This is a genomic window from Streptomyces sp. NPDC087420 (assembly GCF_044744165.1).
In the GTDB taxonomy this organism is placed as follows: Bacteria; Actinomycetota; Actinomycetes; order Streptomycetales; family Streptomycetaceae; genus Streptomyces.
In genome coordinates, this window is sequence record NZ_JBIUXU010000008.1 from 34,343 (window position 1) to 49,643 (window position 15,301).

At 74.1% G+C, this 15,301-nt stretch carries 14 protein-coding genes; 7 read left to right on the forward strand and 7 right to left on the reverse strand.

Annotation, left to right across the window (positions count from 1 at the left end; all coding sequences use genetic code 11):
- Positions 1 to 37: 37 nt before the first annotated feature.
- Together ACIO1C_RS17555 and ACIO1C_RS17560 are read left to right on the forward strand one after the other, a co-directional pair.
- The gene (locus ACIO1C_RS17555) at positions 38 to 1,231 is read left to right on the forward strand and encodes an RtcB family protein (RefSeq protein ID WP_401865048.1); all 1,194 of its coding nucleotides are present in this window, start codon (positions 38 to 40) and stop codon (positions 1,229 to 1,231) included.
- Positions 1,232 to 1,373: 142 nt separating this feature from the next.
- Complete coding sequence (locus ACIO1C_RS17560; RefSeq protein WP_401864246.1) at positions 1,374 to 3,533, forward strand: hypothetical protein; 2,160 nt, start codon at positions 1,374 to 1,376, stop codon at positions 3,531 to 3,533.
- 82 nt (positions 3,534 to 3,615) lie between these two features.
- Here the strand turns inward: ACIO1C_RS17560 and ACIO1C_RS17565 are convergent, their stop codons facing one another.
- Positions 3,616 to 4,392: an SDR family NAD(P)-dependent oxidoreductase gene (locus ACIO1C_RS17565; RefSeq protein ID WP_401864249.1), complete on the reverse strand. Its 777-nt coding sequence runs from the start codon at positions 4,390 to 4,392 to the stop codon at positions 3,616 to 3,618.
- A gap of 175 nt (positions 4,393 to 4,567) precedes the next feature.
- On the opposite strand from ACIO1C_RS17565, the gene ACIO1C_RS17570 reads away from it, so the two are divergent.
- Positions 4,568 to 5,059, forward strand: a complete 492-nt coding sequence (locus tag ACIO1C_RS17570; protein ID WP_401864252.1) for a hypothetical protein — start codon at positions 4,568 to 4,570, stop codon at positions 5,057 to 5,059.
- A 21-nt stretch (positions 5,060 to 5,080) separates the two neighbouring features.
- Here the strand turns inward: ACIO1C_RS17570 and ACIO1C_RS17575 are convergent, their stop codons facing one another.
- The 3 genes from ACIO1C_RS17575 to ACIO1C_RS17585 all read right to left on the reverse strand — a co-directional run bounded on the left by ACIO1C_RS17575 (position 5,081) and on the right by ACIO1C_RS17585 (position 7,208).
- Positions 5,081 to 5,818, reverse strand: coding sequence for a Mut7-C RNAse domain-containing protein (locus ACIO1C_RS17575; protein ID WP_401864254.1), 738 nt, complete (start codon positions 5,816 to 5,818; stop codon positions 5,081 to 5,083).
- Between the two features lie 113 nt (positions 5,819 to 5,931).
- The gene (locus ACIO1C_RS17580; protein ID WP_401864257.1) at positions 5,932 to 6,492 is read right to left on the reverse strand and encodes a GNAT family N-acetyltransferase; all 561 of its coding nucleotides are present in this window, start codon (positions 6,490 to 6,492) and stop codon (positions 5,932 to 5,934) included.
- A gap of 77 nt (positions 6,493 to 6,569) precedes the next feature.
- Positions 6,570 to 7,208, reverse strand: a complete 639-nt coding sequence (locus ACIO1C_RS17585) for a histidine phosphatase family protein (RefSeq protein WP_401864260.1) — start codon at positions 7,206 to 7,208, stop codon at positions 6,570 to 6,572.
- A 266-nt stretch (positions 7,209 to 7,474) separates the two neighbouring features.
- Here ACIO1C_RS17585 and cbiE point away from each other — a divergent pair, with 266 nt between their 5' ends.
- Genes cbiE through ACIO1C_RS17605 form a run of 4 tightly spaced genes read left to right on the forward strand, consistent with a single transcriptional unit; the run spans position 7,475 to position 11,502 of the window.
- Complete coding sequence (gene cbiE, locus ACIO1C_RS17590) at positions 7,475 to 8,797, forward strand: precorrin-6y C5,15-methyltransferase (decarboxylating) subunit CbiE (protein ID WP_401864263.1); 1,323 nt, start codon at positions 7,475 to 7,477, stop codon at positions 8,795 to 8,797.
- Positions 8,794 to 9,582 (forward strand): precorrin-4 C(11)-methyltransferase, encoded by a 789-nt coding sequence (cobM, locus tag ACIO1C_RS17595; protein ID WP_401864266.1) that lies wholly within the window; start codon positions 8,794 to 8,796, stop codon positions 9,580 to 9,582. Before cbiE ends, cobM begins: the two co-directional genes overlap by 4 nt.
- 10 nt (positions 9,583 to 9,592) lie before the next feature.
- Positions 9,593 to 10,720, forward strand: coding sequence for an FAD-dependent monooxygenase (locus ACIO1C_RS17600; RefSeq protein WP_401864268.1), 1,128 nt, complete (start codon positions 9,593 to 9,595; stop codon positions 10,718 to 10,720).
- The gene (locus ACIO1C_RS17605; protein WP_401864271.1) at positions 10,720 to 11,502 is read left to right on the forward strand and encodes a cobalt-precorrin-6A reductase; all 783 of its coding nucleotides are present in this window, start codon (positions 10,720 to 10,722) and stop codon (positions 11,500 to 11,502) included. Before ACIO1C_RS17600 ends, ACIO1C_RS17605 begins: the two co-directional genes overlap by 1 nt.
- 37 nt (positions 11,503 to 11,539) lie before the next feature.
- Here ACIO1C_RS17605 and ACIO1C_RS17610 read toward each other — a convergent pair whose 3' ends face one another.
- Genes ACIO1C_RS17610 through ACIO1C_RS17620 form a run of 3 tightly spaced genes read right to left on the reverse strand, consistent with a single transcriptional unit; the run spans position 11,540 to position 15,188 of the window.
- Positions 11,540 to 13,099: a precorrin-2 C(20)-methyltransferase gene (locus ACIO1C_RS17610; protein ID WP_401864274.1), complete on the reverse strand. Its 1,560-nt coding sequence runs from the start codon at positions 13,097 to 13,099 to the stop codon at positions 11,540 to 11,542.
- The gene (locus ACIO1C_RS17615) at positions 13,099 to 13,749 is read right to left on the reverse strand and encodes a precorrin-8X methylmutase (protein ID WP_401864277.1); all 651 of its coding nucleotides are present in this window, start codon (positions 13,747 to 13,749) and stop codon (positions 13,099 to 13,101) included. Before ACIO1C_RS17615 ends, ACIO1C_RS17610 begins: the two co-directional genes overlap by 1 nt.
- Positions 13,746 to 15,188, reverse strand: a complete 1,443-nt coding sequence (locus tag ACIO1C_RS17620; protein ID WP_401865051.1) for a cobalamin biosynthesis protein CobG — start codon at positions 15,186 to 15,188, stop codon at positions 13,746 to 13,748. The genes ACIO1C_RS17615 and ACIO1C_RS17620 overlap by 4 nt, the downstream gene beginning before the upstream one ends.
- Positions 15,189 to 15,301 lie beyond the last annotated feature (113 nt).

Genomic DNA, 15,301 nt, shown 5'->3' on the forward strand with positions numbered 1-15,301 from the left:
TTTTGCGCTTTCTGACTTTTCGGGGGATCGGGGAATTATGTCGTACGTAGAGGTACCGGGCGAGAACGTCCCGATCCGCATGTGGGCGGACCCGGCGTCGGTCGAGGACATCGCGATGCAGCAGCTGCGGAATGTCGCCACACTGCCGTGGGTGAGGGGCCTGGCCGTGATGCCGGACGTGCACTACGGCAAGGGCGCGACGGTCGGCTCGGTGATCGCGATGCAGGGCGCGGTGTGCCCGGCCGCCGTGGGGGTGGACATCGGCTGCGGCATGTCCGCGGTGAAGACGTCCCTCACGGCGAACGACCTCCCGGGCGACCTCTCCCGCCTGCGCTCCAGGATCGAGCAGGCGATCCCGGTCGGCCGGGGGATGCATGACGAGGCGGTGGACCCGGTCGGGATGGACGGGTTCCCGGCGGCGCGGTGGGACGACTTCTGGGGGCGGTTCGACGGGATCGCGGAGGCGGTCAAATTCCGTCAGGAACGGGCCGTGAAGCAGATGGGAACGCTCGGAGCCGGTAATCACCATTGCGAAGTCAGTCTGGATTCAAGCGGTTATGTCTGGCTTTCGCTTCACTCCGGCTCCCGCAACATCGGCAACGAGCTGGCCGAGTACCACATCGGCGTGGCGCAGAAGCTGTCGCACAACCAGGGGCTGGTCGACCGGGACCTGGCCGTCTTCGTCTCGGACACGCCGCAGATGGCCGCGTACCGCAACGACCTGTTCTGGGCGCAGGAATACGCGAAGCACAATCGCGCCATCATGATGGGGCTTCTGAAGGACGTGATCCGGAAGGAGTTCAAGAAGACCCGGGTCACCTTCGAGCAGGAGATCAGCTGCCACCACAATTACGTGGCCGAGGAGCGTTACGACGGAATGGACCTGCTGGTGACGCGCAAGGGCGCGATCCGCGCGGGTTCCGGTGACTACGGAATCATCCCGGGATCGATGGCCACGGGCACGTACATCGTCAAGGGACTCGGTAACACGGCCGCGTTCAATTCCGCGTCGCACGGGGCGGGCCGGAGAATGAGCCGGAACGCGGCGAAGCGCCGTTTCACGACGCAGGACCTGGAACACCAGACGCGGGGCGTGGAATGCCGTAAGGATTCCGGCGTGGTGGACGAGATCCCGGCGGCCTACAAGCCGATCGAGCAGGTGATTGAGCAGCAGCGGGACCTGGTCGAGGTGGTGGAGAGGCTTCGGCAGGTGGTGTGTGTGAAGGGGTGACGAACGTCCCCGGGAGTGGTTCCCGGGGACGGCCGTTCCGCGTGGAGTTGTGCTGTCGAACGTACGATCAACACCCGCTGTGCGTGCGCGTATTCGGTCGCCTCGCTCGAACGGGTGGGCGGGGGGAATGGGGGCGGTCTTGGTGACCACGGGACGCATAGCGCTGCTGGATTCGCTCGACACCATTTCCTGGGCGCGGTTGCGGCACCACTACGGCTCGGCGGAGGACGTCCCCGGGTTGTTGCAGGACATTGCCTCGGGCGACGCCGACGGGACGGCGGACGCCTGGGACACGTTGCACAACCTGCTGTGTCATCAGGGCGGTTGGGTGGGGTCGGCCGCTACCGCCGCGCTGCCCTTTCTGTGCGGGCTGGCCCGGGATCCCGTGGTGATTCCGCGCGTCGAGGTCATGGAGACCATCGGGCGGCTCGCCGAGACCGCCAGGACCGTCGCGCCGCGGTTTGTGGATGACGGGTGGGCCGGGGCGTGGGAGCGGTGTCGGGGGGACGTGCTCGTTCTGCTCGGGGACGGTGATCCGGCGATGCGTCGGGCGGCCGTCGGGCTGGTCGCGGCGGGTGGGGGGCCCGTCGGGGAGAACGTGGCCTGGCTGTTGGAGCGTTGGCGGTGTGAGGAGGACGCGGCCGCGCGGGTGGAGGTGGTGCTCGCGCTGGGGGCGGTGGTGGGGGCGGCCGAGGGTGTGGTGGCCGACGGGAAGGTGGTTGGGGCCGGTGACCGGGTGGTGCCTGGTGCCGGGGGCGTACCGGCGGACGTACGGGCGCTCCTGGACCGTCTCGTCGAGGGCGACGCGCCCGCCCTGCGGCTCGCTGCCGTACACGCGTGGGGGCGTGTCGATCCGGCGGCGCCCGCCCGCCGCCTTGGCGCGCTGGTGGAGATCCTCGCCGCTCCCGGTGCGCGGGCCGGGCTGGAGGCGGGGTGGGCCGACCATACGATCGGGCACCTCGTCACCCGAACCTTCCAACTCCTCGCCGACGACCCCCGATCGGCGACCGCCTTTGTCACGGGGCTGCTCTCTGCCGCCCCCGGCACCGACGTACGCGTGGCCGCCCTGGCGGAGGCCGGATCGCTGCTGATGCGGTGGCGGTCACCCGTACCCGTTCTGCTGCCGGTGCTCGGCGCGTGTCTGGACGATCCGCACCCTGGGGTCCGGCTGGAGGCCGCCAACCTCCTGGCCGTCCTCGGAAGCGCCTCGGCGCCGTACGCGGACCGGCTCGCCGACCGTCTCCACGACACGGGAACCGGCGGCGGTACGGGGAGAGCGGTGCGGCGCGGTGCCGCCACCGTCGGGGACGCCGCCCTGTGGGGGCTCACCCGGCTCGGGGACCCGCGCGGACTGCCGGGGTTGGTGGAGCGGCTGCACGCGGCGCCGCGTGTGTTCGGTGCGCGTGACGTCCATTCGTCGGACCGTTCGTACTTCTACCCCAGCCTGCCCGGGATGTGCGAGGTGCTGGGTCCGCTGCGTGCGCACGCCGGCGTGCTCCTGCCGGACGTCCGCGCCCTGATGCGACGCGTGGCCGCCGCGGACGACTGGGAGACGGGCCGCGCGCTCGCCGGGGTGCTGGAGGAGTGGCGGGAGGACGCGCTGCCGGCGCTGCCCGAACTGGTCACGCTGCTGGCGGACCGGCGCACCTGGCAGGCGGCCGCCACCGCTCTCGCCGCCCTGGGGCCCGGGGCGGCGGAGGCCGCCCCGGCCCTGGAGCGGTGCGCCGCGTCCGCCACCCCGCAGGAGCGCCGGCTCGTGGCGTGGGCGGCCTGGCGCATCGGCGGCGACGCCGAGCGGGCGGTGGCCCTGCTCGGCGGGGCGATGACGGAGGACACCGTGTTCCACGACACGATCCGCCGACTCGGTGAACTGGGTCCGCTCGCCGCCCCGCACGCCGGCCGGCTGCGCCATCTTGTCGCCACCTCCGCGTCCTCGACCTGGGAGAAGGCGGAGGTGGCGGTCGCCCTGTGGGCGGTCACCGGGGAGGCGGAGCCGAGCGCGGCGGCGCTGGAGGAGACGATCCGGCCGCTGCCCGAGGGCCGGTGTCTCCCGGTGATGCTGAGCGCGGTCCGCGGCCTGACCCGTATCGGCACGCTCACCCCGGTCGGCACGCTCACCCCGGTCGGCACGCTCACTCCGGCGACACGGGAGGTGCTGCGCCGGTCGCTCGCGTACGACGGGCGGTTGGCGTACTGGGGCGGGTGGCGCGGGTTTGTGGACGACGAGGTGATGCGGGCGGCGATCGGCGAATTGCTCGCCGTCGCGGGGGAGGGAGCGGGAGTGGGAGCGGGAGCGGGGTGAGGGGCGCGGCGGTGGGGCGGTTCAGCGGCTTGGCTGAGCTGCCCGGTTGGGCCGCCCGGTTGGGCCGCCGCCCCCGCAACCCTCACAGCTCCCGGTGGACCTTCGTGTTGGACGCCTGGGCGCGGGGGCGGACCACCAGTAGGTCGATGTTGACGTGGCTGGGGCGTGTGACGGCCCATGTGATCGTGTCCGCGACGTCGTCCGCCGTGAGGGGTTCCGCGACCCCCGCGTACACCTTCGCCGCCCGCTCCTCGTCTCCGTGGAAGCGCGTCGTGGCGAAGCCCTCCGTCTTGACCATGCCCGGGGCGATCTCGATGACCCGGACCGGAGTCCCGACGATCTCCAGGCGGAGGGTCTCGGCGAGGATGTGGGCGCCGTGTTTCGCGGCCACGTAGCCCGCGCCGCCTTCGTACGTGCCGTGGCCGGCGGTGGAGGAGAGGACGACCACCGTGCCGTCGCCGGTCGCGGTGAGGGCGGGGAGGAGGGCCTGGGTCACGTTGAGCGTGCCGATGACGTTCGTCTCGAACATCTGGCGCCACTCGGCGGGGTCGCCGGTGGCCACGGGGTCGGCGCCGAGCGCGCCTCCGGCGTTGTTGACGAGCACGTCCACCGGGCCCCGGCCTTCGAGGCCGGCGGCGAAGGCGTCGACGGCGGCGCGGTCGGTGACGTCGAGGGTGTGGGCCGTGGCGCGGTGGCCGGCGGCGGTGATCTCCTCGGCGAGGGCCTCGATGCGGTCCTTGCGACGGGCCGTGACGACGACGTGGTACCCGGCGGCGGCGAGCTGCCGTGCGGTCGCGGCGCCGATGCCGCTGCTCGCTCCGGTGATGACGGCGGTGCGGGTGGTCTCCGGGGCGGTCATGGCGTAACCCTTCGTGCGTGTGAGCGACAGAGCCCCAGGATAGGCGGGCCGCGACCGCCTCGCCGGGCGGTGGGCTGCCCCCCGGGGCGGAGCTGGGCTGCCACGCGGGTGACCGGGGGCGCGCCGGGCTGACGGTTGGTCAGGATCGCGGTGTGATGATGATTATGTTCGCGCCATGAGTGTCATGCGTAAGTCGCTGCTGGTCGTGGTGTCCGCCGTCACGGCGGTGGTGATGGGCGCGGGCTCCGGTACGGCGGGGGCCGGCGCCCCCGCGCCGATCGCGCCCGAGGCCGACCTGGCCCACCACGGGCAGGTGTCGTTGTGGGACGGGCAGCTGCGCGTCTGGATCGGGTCCGACAACCACGGCCCCTCGGGGCTGCCGGACGCGACCGTCCGGCTGGACTTCTCGGTGCCCCTGGCACCCGGGCAGGCGTTGCCTCCCGCCTGCCTGTGGGGCGGGGACAGGACGGTGCTGTGCCGTACGGGGGAACTGCGCGCGGGCGGAAGGGCCTACGGAACCGCGCTCGACCTCCGGGCGCCGGGTGCTCCCGCCGAGGTGGTCGTGGACGTCGACACCGCGTGGAACGGCGGCGCGAGCGACCGTAACCCGGAGAACGACCACCACCGCGTGCTGGCACCGGCTACCGGGGATCCATACATCTTCTGATTCCGACGAGGGGCGGGCCGATCACGCCGCCGCGTGGTGTCCGAACTCGCGCACCGCCTCCTCGACGATCGCCGCCAGCCTGGTGTGGTGCGCGCCCCGCCAGTACACGCGCCGGCACGACTCGCACTGGGCGAAGACGTCGTACGTACGCTCCGTGCCGCGCTCCAGCTGTTCCCGTACGGCCTCCTTGTCGGCCGGGCCGAGCACGCCGTTGCAGGCGGTGCAGCGCGTCCACGGCGTGAGCGTGGGCGCGAAGCGTTCCAGCACGTCGCGGAGTTGGTCGTCGGGGCGGTCGCTGTAGATGTACGCCCCGGCCCAGATCTCGCGCCGCCGCAGGAGCCCCCGGTCCCGCGAGAGCATCACCCGGCGCTCGGTGGCCGACAGCGTGGCCAGGGCCGGATCCCCGAGATCCTCGCTCTCATAGGCCGCGTCGATCCCCAGCAGCCGCAGCCGGCGGGCGAGGGTCCCGAGGTGGACGTCCAGCAGGAAGCGCAGGGGTGCTCCCGGCACCTGTTGCGGCCGGGCCACGCCCCGTACCTCCACGGTCTCGCCCTCGGCGGGGATGTGGGAGAAGGGCACGGGCCGGCCGTCCACCAGCGCCGGGCCCGCCTCGGTGAGCGGGATGCCGAGCGATTCGACGACGTGGCCCAGGGTGGACGAGCCGTCGGTGCCGAGGGTCGTGGGGCCCTGGCGTCGGGCCGACGCGACAAAAAGGTGCAGTTCAGGGACGACGCTGAGCTGGATCTCGGGTCCGTTCACGCCGTCAGGATGTCACCGGGGGAGGGAACGGGCCAGGCAATTGCGGGCGTACGGGTGCCGGGTGCGGGTGCCGGGTGCGGGTGCCGGGCGTACGGGTGCCGGATGCCGGGTGTCTAGGTCTGCGTCTGCGTCTGGGTCTGCGTCGGCACGTCGGTCGCCTCCAGGTCCAGGCGCCAGTTGTTGCACCGTATGGGGTGTCCCACCGGGTACTCGAAGTCGCACTCCCCCTGGAGGAGGAAGCCCGCCTTGCGGCACACCCCGTTCGACGGCGGATTCCCCACGGAGGGGAAGGCGTGCAGGTAGCGGTGTTTCTTCTCGGCCCGCGCCGCCTCCGCCACGGCCCTGGTCGCGGCGACGGCCAGGCCCCGTCCCTGGAACGCGGGCAGCACCGCCCACCCCGCCTCGTACACCTGCTCTCCCTGCCAGGTCTGCTCCCAGAAACCGATCGTGCCGACGGCCTCCCCCGACGACGGCAGCACGACACGGAACATCTGCCCCTTGCCCGTACGGTCCGCGCTCAGGGCCACGTAGCGTGCGTGCCGCTTGACGAGCGCCTCCTCGGTCTCCGGGCCGCCGAGGTGGTGCATCAACTCCGGCGCGTTCGCGGCGCGGAGCAGGCCGAGGTCGTCCTCCGACCAGGGCTCGATCCGTACCGGCGATGCTTCGATGTCCATGTCTCGCACTGTAGGACCTGGGTCTGACAATCGGGCCTGTGCGGCGCTGGGGGCCGGTCCCGCCACGGCCCGTCCCCTCACGGGCCGGTGTCCAGCGTGCGGCCGGCGAGCAGGTTCCAGCGTCCGCAGCGTCCGCTCAGTTCGACGGCGGACAGGGGGCGTACGTCGATTCGCCAGAACGCCTCCGGGGGTGCGCCGAGGGCGTGCGCGGTGGCGGCGCGGATGACGTCGGGCTCGGCCACGGCGAGGACGCGCCCGCGGCGGTCCGGGTCCTCCGCCGGGGCGTCCGGCAGGGCGTCTAGCCACTCGCCCACGCGGGTCAGCAGGGCCAGCAGGGACTCTCCGCCGTGCGGGGCGGCGGCCGGATCCGCCAGCCAGGCGGCCATCGACTCGGGCTCCGCCGCGGCGACTTCGTCCAGGGTGCGGCCCTGCCAGCGGCCCATCGCGCAGGGGGCGGGGCCGGTGAGGGGCGCGGTGTCGGCGTCCAGGCCGAGGGCGCGGGCGGTCGTACGGCAGCGGCGCGTGGGGGAGACGTAGAGCCGGGACGTGCGGGGGAAGCTCTCCCGTACGGCTCCGGCCTGCCGCAGCCCGACGGGGTCGAGCCCACCGTCAGCACCGGAGCCCGAGTCCTCGGCTCCCTCAGCCTCACCGAAGCGCGCCTCGCGCAGTGCGGTGCTCAGGGCCGGTGCGATCAGCAGCACCCGGGTCGTGGTCATGCGGCTCCCCTCGTCCGCCCCGCGCGTGCCAGTCGCTGAGACCGACCGCGTGTCGGATCGTCTCCGGAGCCGCCACACAGTTCAGCACGGCCCGCGCGGCACGGGCGCGGGCGACGGCGTCGGGCTTGAAATCAAGCCCGTCCGTCGATTGAGGAAACCGGGTGGGCGTTCAGCGCGACGCCGCGCTCTCCCAGGGCGCCCGTGGCCCCCAAGGGCCGCTTCGCTAGAGTGCGAGTTCGGTCTTCCCCCAGCTCAGAGGTGCCGTCGTGAGCCCCGCAGCCCCCGCCTCCCCGCCGCCGGAGCCCCCCGCGCCCCCCGTGTGTGTGGTCGGGATCGGCGCCGACGGGTGGCGTGGGCTGTCCGTGGCGTCCAAGGACGCGCTGCGCCACGCCGACGTACTCATCGGCGGGCCGCGGCAGTTGGACCTCCTCCCCGAGGAGTGCGGCGGCGAGCGGGTGGCCTGGCCCTCGCCCCTGCGCCCCGCCGTGCCCCGGCTGCTCGCCGCGCACGCCGGGCGCCGGATCTCCGTGCTGGCCAGTGGCGACCCGATGTTCTACGGCATCGGCCGCGCCCTCTCCCAGGAGGCGGGAGCGGCGGCCCTGCGGATCCTGCCCCACCCCTCGTCGGTGTCGTACGCGTGCGCGCGGCTCGGCTGGCCGGTGGAGGACACCGAGGTCGTCACCCTCGTCGGCCGCCCCGCCGCGCGACTGGCCGCCGCGCTGTACGACGGCCGCCGTGTCCTGGTCCTCAGCGCCGGTGCCTCGACCCCCGCCGAGATCGCGGCGCTGCTGCGCGACCGCGGGTACGGGCCCAGCCGTATGCACGTCCTGGAACAGCTCGGCGCGGACCGCGAACGCCACACCGTGGGCACCGCGCACGACTGGGCGGAACCGGCGGGCGACCCGCTCAACGTCGTCGCGGTGGAGTGCCGGCGGGACGCGGACGCGCCGCGTGTCGGAGCCGTACCAGGCCTTCCTGATCACGCGTACGAACACGACGGCCAGCTCACCAAACGGCATGTACGCGCCGCCACCCTGGGCGCGCTGGCGCCCGCGCCCGGCGAGCTGCTGTGGGACATCGGCGGCGGGTCCGGTTCGATCGCCGTCGAGTGGATGCGGACGCACCGCTCCTGCCAGGCGGTGTCCGTGGAGCGCGACCCCGTCCGGGCCGAGCGCATCGGCCGCAACGCGCACACCCTCGGAGTGCCGGCCCTGACCGTCGTGACCGGCGCCGCGCCCGCCGCGCTGGCCGGACTGCCGGTGCCGGACGCGGTGTTCGTCGGCGGCGGCCTCACCGCCCCGGGACTGCTCGACGCCTGCTGGGCCGCCCTCCCGGTGGGCGGGCGGCTGGTCGCGAACACCGTGACACTGGAGTCCGAGGCGCTGCTGGCGCGGTGGTACGGGCGCTTCGGCGGCGAACTGGTGCGGCTGGCGGTGGCGCACGCCGTGCCGGTGGGCGGGTTCACGGGGTGGCGCCAGGCGATGCCGGTCACGCAGTGGGCCGTCACCAAGGACGGGCGCGGGGAGTCCGCACGGTCGGCCGCTCCCGCCGGGTCCGTCGAATCCGCTGAGTCTGGAGAAGAACGTTGACCGTGTACTTCATCGGCGCCGGGCCCGGCGCCGCCGACCTGATCACGGTGCGCGGCGCCCGCCGCCTCGCGGAGTGCCGCGTGTGCCTGTACGCGGGCAGCCTCGTCCCGCGCGAACTCCTCGCCTCGTGCCCGCCGGACGCGCGGCTGGTCGACACGGCCCGCATGGACCTCGACGGCATCACGGCCGAACTCGTGCGCGCACACGCGGAGGGCCACGACGTCGCCCGGCTGCACTCCGGCGACCCGTCCGTCTTCAGCGCGGTCGCCGAACAGATGCGGCGCCTGGACGCGGCGGGGGTGCCGTACGACGTGGTGCCCGGCGTCCCGGCCTTCGCGGCGGCCGCCGCGGCGCTCAAGCGCGAGCTGACCGTGCCGACGGTCGGCCAGACGGTGATCCTGACGCGCGTCGCCCAGCGGGCCACCCCGATGCCGGAGGGTGAGGACTTGGCGACCCTGGGGCGCGGCGGGGCGCTCCTGGTGCTGCATTTGGCCGCCCGGTACGTCGACCGCGTCGTGGAGGAACTGCTGCCGCACTACGGGCCGGACTGCCCGGCGGCCGTGGTGGCGATGGCCAGCCGGCCGGACGAACTGGTCCTGCGCGGCACGCTCGCCGACATCGCCGGCCAGGTGAAGGCGGCGGGCGTGGTCAGAACCGCCGTGATCCTGGTGGGCCGGACGCTGGCGGCGGAGACGTTCCGCGACAGCCACCTGTACTCGGCCGCGCGGGACCGGGACGACGACGGACACGAGGATGTGCCGATCGTGAGGAACAGCGCCTCCTAAGGATGTGGTCATGAAGCAGCCCCGCATACTCGTCGTCGGCGCCGGAATAGCCGGCCTGGCCCTCACGCGCGCCCTGCGCGACCAGGGCCTCGACGCCGACGTGGTCGAACGCGACCCCGACTGGCGGACGACCGGCGCCGGCCTCTACCTCCCCGCCAACGCCGTACGCGCCCTGGAGCGCCTGGGGCTCGGTACGGAACTGGCCCGGCGCGCCCATCCGGTGACCCGCCAGCGGATGCTCGACCACCGGGGCCGCGCCCTGGCGGACTTCCCCGTCCGCGCGATCTGGGGCGACGTCGGCGACTGCCTGGCGATCAGCCGCGCCGGCCTGCACGACCTCCTCCGCGCGGCGGTCGGTGACTCCGTGGTGCGCCTGGGCACCGGCGTGGCGTCCGTGGACGACGCCGGTACGGTCACCTTCGCCGACGGCTCTTCGGAGACGTACGACGTGGTCGTGGGCGCCGACGGGGCCGGTTCCGCCGTCCGTCGCAGCGCGTTCCGGGGCGCCGAGCCGCGCTTCCTGGGACAGGTCTGCTGGCGGTTCCTCGCGCACGAGGACCCCGCCGCCCCGCCGGTCGCCGACTGGACGGCGCGGCTGGGCGGCGGGGGCCGTACGTTCCTCACCGTCCCGCTGGGCGACGGGCGCCTGTACTGCTACGCGGACGTCAACAGCGCGGAGCCCGCGGCCCCCGCCGGTGACTGGCGCGCGCTGTTCGCCGGCTTCGCCGGGCCCGTCCCGTACCTGCTGGAGCAGGGCGCGGACGCGTACTTCGCGCCTCTGTCGGAGATCGACGACACGGACTGGGCGCGGCCCCACGCCGTGCTGGTCGGCGACGCGGCACACGCGTGCTCACCGAGCATGGCCCAGGGCGGCGCGATGGCGCTCGAAGACGTGCTGGTCCTGGCGGAGTTGCTGGGCGAGGCGGTGAAGGCGGGGGCAGCCGCGCGGACGGACATCGGGGCCGTACTGGCCGCCCATCAGGCCCGGCGGGCGGACCGCGTGCGCTGGGTCCTCAGCCAGAACCAGCGCCGTGACAAGGCCCGCAACCTGCCCACCCCGCTGCGGAACCTCACCCTCCGGATCGCGGGCGAACGCCTCTTCAAGGCCAACCACGCCCCGCTGCACGCCGAGGCGTGATGGCGTCCACGGAAGAGCCGTTGTCGCCGCCGCCCCACCTCCTGATCCTCGGGGGGACCACCGAGGCCCGCCGTCTCGCCGAGGCCCTCGACGCCCGGCCCCGCGGCGGCCCGCGCGTGACCACGTCCCTCGCCGGCCGGGTCGCGCGGCCTACGCTGCCGCCCGGCGGGGTGCGGATCGGGGGGTTCGGCGGTCCCGAGGGGCTGGCCGACTGGCTGCGCGCCCACCGGGTGACGGCGCTGATCGACGCCACCCACCCCTTCGCCGGCACGATCAGCTTCAACGCGGCCCGCGCCGCCGCCTCCGCGCACGTACCCCTGCTGGCCCTCCGCAGGCCCTCCTGGACCCCTGTCGGCGGCGACAACTGGCACGGCGTCGGCTCGCTGGAGGAGGCGGCCGACGCCCTCACCACGCTGGGCGCGCGCCGGGTCTTCCTCACCACGGGACGGACGGGGCTGTCGGCGTTCGCGGGCCCGGGCGCCGGGACGTGGTTCCTCGTCAGGTCCGTGGACGCGCCAGAACCGCCGTACCCGGCCCGCATGGAATCCCTGCTGGACCGTGGCCCGTTCACCCTCGACGGCGAGCGCGAGGTGCTCCGGCGGTACACGATCGACGTCGTCGTGACGAAGGACAGCGGCGGCGCGGCCACCGCGCCCAAGCTCACCGCGGCCCGGGAGGCCGGCCTCCCGGTGGTCGTCGTCCGGCGCCCGCCGGTCCCGGAGGGGGTCACCGAGGTGGCGACCCCTGCCGAGGCCCTGGCGTGGCTGGACCGGTACGAATAGCGGTCCCGCTCCACCGAGCGGGACCGGCCAGTTGACCTCAGCCCTCCGGATACCGCCGCGGCGTCCACACGATCTGCTCGCCGTCCCCCTCGCCCCGCCGTACTGTCACCGTCTGCGTCGAGCCGACCAGCAGGATCGTCCGCATGTCGACCTGCGCCGGATCGAGGTCGGCGAGCCGCACGATCCGTACGCTCTCCTCAGGACCGCCGACATCGCGTCCTAGGACGACGGGCGTGTCCGGGGCGCGGTGTTCCAGGAGGAGTTCGCGCGCCTTGCCGACCTGCCAGGTGCGGCTGCGCGAACCGGGGTTGTAGAGCGCCAGCACCAGATCGGCCGCCGCCGCCGCGTGCAGCCGTCCGGCGATCACCTCCCACGGCTTGAGCCGGTCGGAGAGGGAGATCACGGCGTAGTCGTGGCCCAGCGGCGCGCCCGCGCGTGACGCGGCGGCGTTGGCGGCCGTCAGGCCCGGCAGCACCCGTACGGGCACCTCTCGGTACGGGTCCCTGGACGCCACTTCCAGTACGGCCGTGGCCATCGCGAAGACCCCGGGGTCGCCGGACGACACCACCGCCACGCGCCGGCCGCGCCGTGCCAGGTCGAGGGCGAACTCGGCCCGTTCGGACTCCACCTTGTTGTCGGAGGGGTGGCGGCGCTGACCCGGCCGTACCGGAACCCGGTCCAGGTACGTGGTGTAGCCCACGAGGTCCTGGGCGGCGGCCAGTTCGCCGCGCGCCTCGGGGGTCAGCCACAGCGGCCCCGCCGGGCCCGTCCCGACCACCACGACCTCGCCCCGGGCGCCGGGCGCGGGAACGGCGTCGATACGGCTCGGCAGCACGGCCACGGAGAAGTACGGCACGGACTCCGGGTCGATGTCGGCGAGCGCGCCGGTGCGTTCGCCGGCCATCGTGGCGCGCTCGACGTACCGCGCGTCCGCCAGCCGGCCCGAGCGTTCGATCGCCCGCCGCACGGTGGGGAACGTCCGGCCGAGCTTCATGACGACGGCGGAGTCGGCCGAGGCCAGCCGGGCGGTCAGTTCCTCCTCCGGGAGGGTGCCCGGCAGGATCGTCAGCACTTCCTCGCCCTCCACCAGCGGGGTGCCGAGGCGGGCGGCGGCGGCACTGACCGAGGTGACACCGGGGACGACCTCCGTGGGATACCGGTGGGCCAGCCGCTTGTGCATGTGCATGTACGAGCCGTAGAAGAGCGGGTCTCCCTCGGCGAGGACGGCGACCGTGCGTCCGGCGTCCAGGTGCGCGGCGAGGCGGGCGGCGGACTCGGCGTAGAAGTCGTCCATGGCGCCCTGGTAGCCGCCGGGATGGTCGGTGGTGCCGGTGGTGACCGGGTAGACCAGCGGTTCCTCGATGTGGTCGGGTCGCAGGTGCTCGGCCGCGATGGACCGCGCGATGGACCGGCCGTGGCGGGCGCTGTGATAGGCGATCACGTCGGCCTCGGCGATGATCCGCACGGCTCGTACGGTCATGAGGGACGGATCGCCGGGGCCCAGGCCGACTCCGTAGAGGCGGCCGGCGGGGGTGCCGGACGGGTTCTCGGCCTTGCTGTCGGTGGGGGGCGTGCCGGGGACGCTGTTCTCGCTCACTACTCTTCCTCGCTCGCGATCGCGTTGACGGCCGCCGCCGCTATCGCACTGCCGCCGCGCCGGCCCCGTACGACCAGGTGTTCCAGCCCGGAGGGATGGCCGGCGAGCGCGTCCTTGGACTCGGCCGCGCCGACAAAACCGACCGGCACGCCGATGACGGCGGCCGGGCGCGGCGCCCCCTCCTCGATCATCTCCAGCAGCCGGTACAGCGCGGTCGGGGCGTTGCCGACGGCCACCACCGCGCCCTCCATGCGGTCCCGCCACAGCTCCAGCGCCGCCGCGCTGCGGGTGGTCCCCAGCGCGGCGGCCAGGCCCGGCACGGACGGGTCGGACAGGGTGCAGACAACCTCGTTGTCGGCGGGCAGGCGCTTCCGGGTGACACCGCTGGCGACCATGGCGACGTCGCACAGGATCGGCGCGCCCGCGCGCAGGGCCTCGCGGGCGCGGGCCACCACACCGGGGGTGAAGGCGAGGTCGCGCACGAGGTCGACCATCCCGCAGGCGTGGATCATCCGGACCGCGACCTGGGAGACGTCGGCGGGCAGCCCGGTGAGGTCCGCCTCGGCGCGGATCATGGCGAAGGACTGGCGGTATATCGCCGGGCCGTCCTTCTCGTAGTCGAACGCTGTGGACACTGGGGTCTCGCTCATCTCGTCATGGTGGGGGTCGTCCGTGCCGCCGCGACCGCGTCGGCGAGTTCCTGTCCCGCTGCCTGTTCCGCTCTCTGTCCCGCCGCGGTCGTACGGGCGCCTCCGTCGACGGAGACGTCGTAGGTGCCCTCGCCCGTCGCGACGACATCGACCCAGGAGGTGCCCTGGGGGTGGCCGCAGCGGCGGGCGCAGCCGGACCAGTGGACGGGCAGGTCGGGGGCCGGCAGTAGGGGCAGTTGCCGTGGTGGCGGTCTCAGCGGTGGCCGTCCCAGCGCGCGGGCCGCGTCCGTCCGTACGTCGGAGAGGGACTTGGCGCACCCGGCGCGGCCGGTGCAGGCGCCGATGCCGTGCCAGGGGGAACCGGGGTCGGTGATCAGTCCCGCTGTACGGAGGCGGTCGAGCAGGGCGTCGGCGGCGTCGGGGGCGAGGCCGGGCACGACCACGCCGCGCCAGGGGGTCACGCGGAGACTTCCGTGAGCGGTCGCTGCCGTCCGGAGCATGCGCCACTGGGCCACGCTCAGCCGTCCCAGCGGGGCGTGGACGGACAGCGCCACCGTCCCGTCGGGGGAGCGGACCGCTCCCGGGGCCGGGGGGCCGGCCGCCGTTCCGGGCTCACGGTCCGCCGCCGGTTCGCGCGCCGCCGCGATCCCGGCCTCCGCCAGCCGCGTGGTCACCGCCGCCTCCAGGCCGTGGCCGGCGGGCAGTTCCCGTATGCGCCAGGCGCCCGAGCCGCCCGCCTCCGCCACGGTGAGGAAGGTCTCCGCCGCCACCAGCGCGGCGCGGGCGGCGTCGGTGGCGGACACTCGCCAGCCTGACGGATTTGTCTGGATGTGCAGGGTGGCGGTGCCGTAGCGTTGTGCGAGCAAGGTCACATCAGCGCCCAAGGCGGCCACATCGCCCCGGCCGTCGTCCAGCGCGAAGAGAAAACGTCCGGAGAGGGCTGTCGCGGTCGCGCTCGCGCACAGCAGCTCGTCCAGTTCCTTCGACCACAACTGCACCGAGTGCGCAGAGGAACGGCCCTGCTCCGGGCCCTGATTCCGCTCCGGTCCCGGGCTCCGCCCCCACCCCTGGCCGTCCAGCCCGGCCAGCGGTGAGGCGACGATGTTCCGTATCCGCTCGTGCGCCTCGGACGGCAGCAGTCCGGCGTCGTACAGCACCCGCGCGAGCTGCCCGCCACAGCTCTCGCCCAGCCCCCGCAGCTGGATGTTGCCCCGCGAGGTGATGTCCAGGTGCCCGTCGCCCAGACGCTCCGCCGCGGACTCCAGCACCTCCGCCTGGTGGTGCGTCAGCACCCCTGCGGGCAGGCGCAGTCGCGCCAGCCGGCCGTCGTCGGCGGCGTGCAGCCGGAGCGCGCCCGGGCAGGCGTCACCGCGCTCCCGGACGGGAGCTTCGTCCCGGTTCACGGGTGTTGGCGAGGTGGGCGGCATGGCGGCGAGCATACCCACGTGCTCGCTGTCGGGCCCTGCCCCCGGGGTCCGCCGCCACCCTGCCCCCGGGGTCCGCCGCCGCCCGGCCGCCGGGGCGCTCGTTCAGGCGCCCTCCCGGCCCGTGA

Coding starts and splice junctions, on each gene's coding strand:
- ACIO1C_RS17555 (WP_401865048.1), top strand. CDS start 38: ATGTCGTACGTAGAGGTACCGGGCGAGAACGTCCCGATCCGCATGTGG.
- ACIO1C_RS17565 (WP_401864249.1), bottom strand. CDS start 4,392: ATGACCGCCCCGGAGACCACCCGCACCGCCGTCATCACCGGAGCGAGC.
- ACIO1C_RS17570 (WP_401864252.1), top strand. CDS start 4,568: ATGAGTGTCATGCGTAAGTCGCTGCTGGTCGTGGTGTCCGCCGTCACG.
- ACIO1C_RS17580 (WP_401864257.1), bottom strand. CDS start 6,492: ATGGACATCGAAGCATCGCCGGTACGGATCGAGCCCTGGTCGGAGGAC.
- ACIO1C_RS17585 (WP_401864260.1), bottom strand. CDS start 7,208: ATGACCACGACCCGGGTGCTGCTGATCGCACCGGCCCTGAGCACCGCA.
- ACIO1C_RS17600 (WP_401864268.1), top strand. CDS start 9,593: ATGAAGCAGCCCCGCATACTCGTCGTCGGCGCCGGAATAGCCGGCCTG.
- ACIO1C_RS17605 (WP_401864271.1), top strand. CDS start 10,720: ATGGCGTCCACGGAAGAGCCGTTGTCGCCGCCGCCCCACCTCCTGATC.
- ACIO1C_RS17615 (WP_401864277.1), bottom strand. CDS start 13,749: ATGAGCGAGACCCCAGTGTCCACAGCGTTCGACTACGAGAAGGACGGC.
- ACIO1C_RS17620 (WP_401865051.1), bottom strand. CDS start 15,188: ATGCTCGCCGCCATGCCGCCCACCTCGCCAACACCCGTGAACCGGGAC.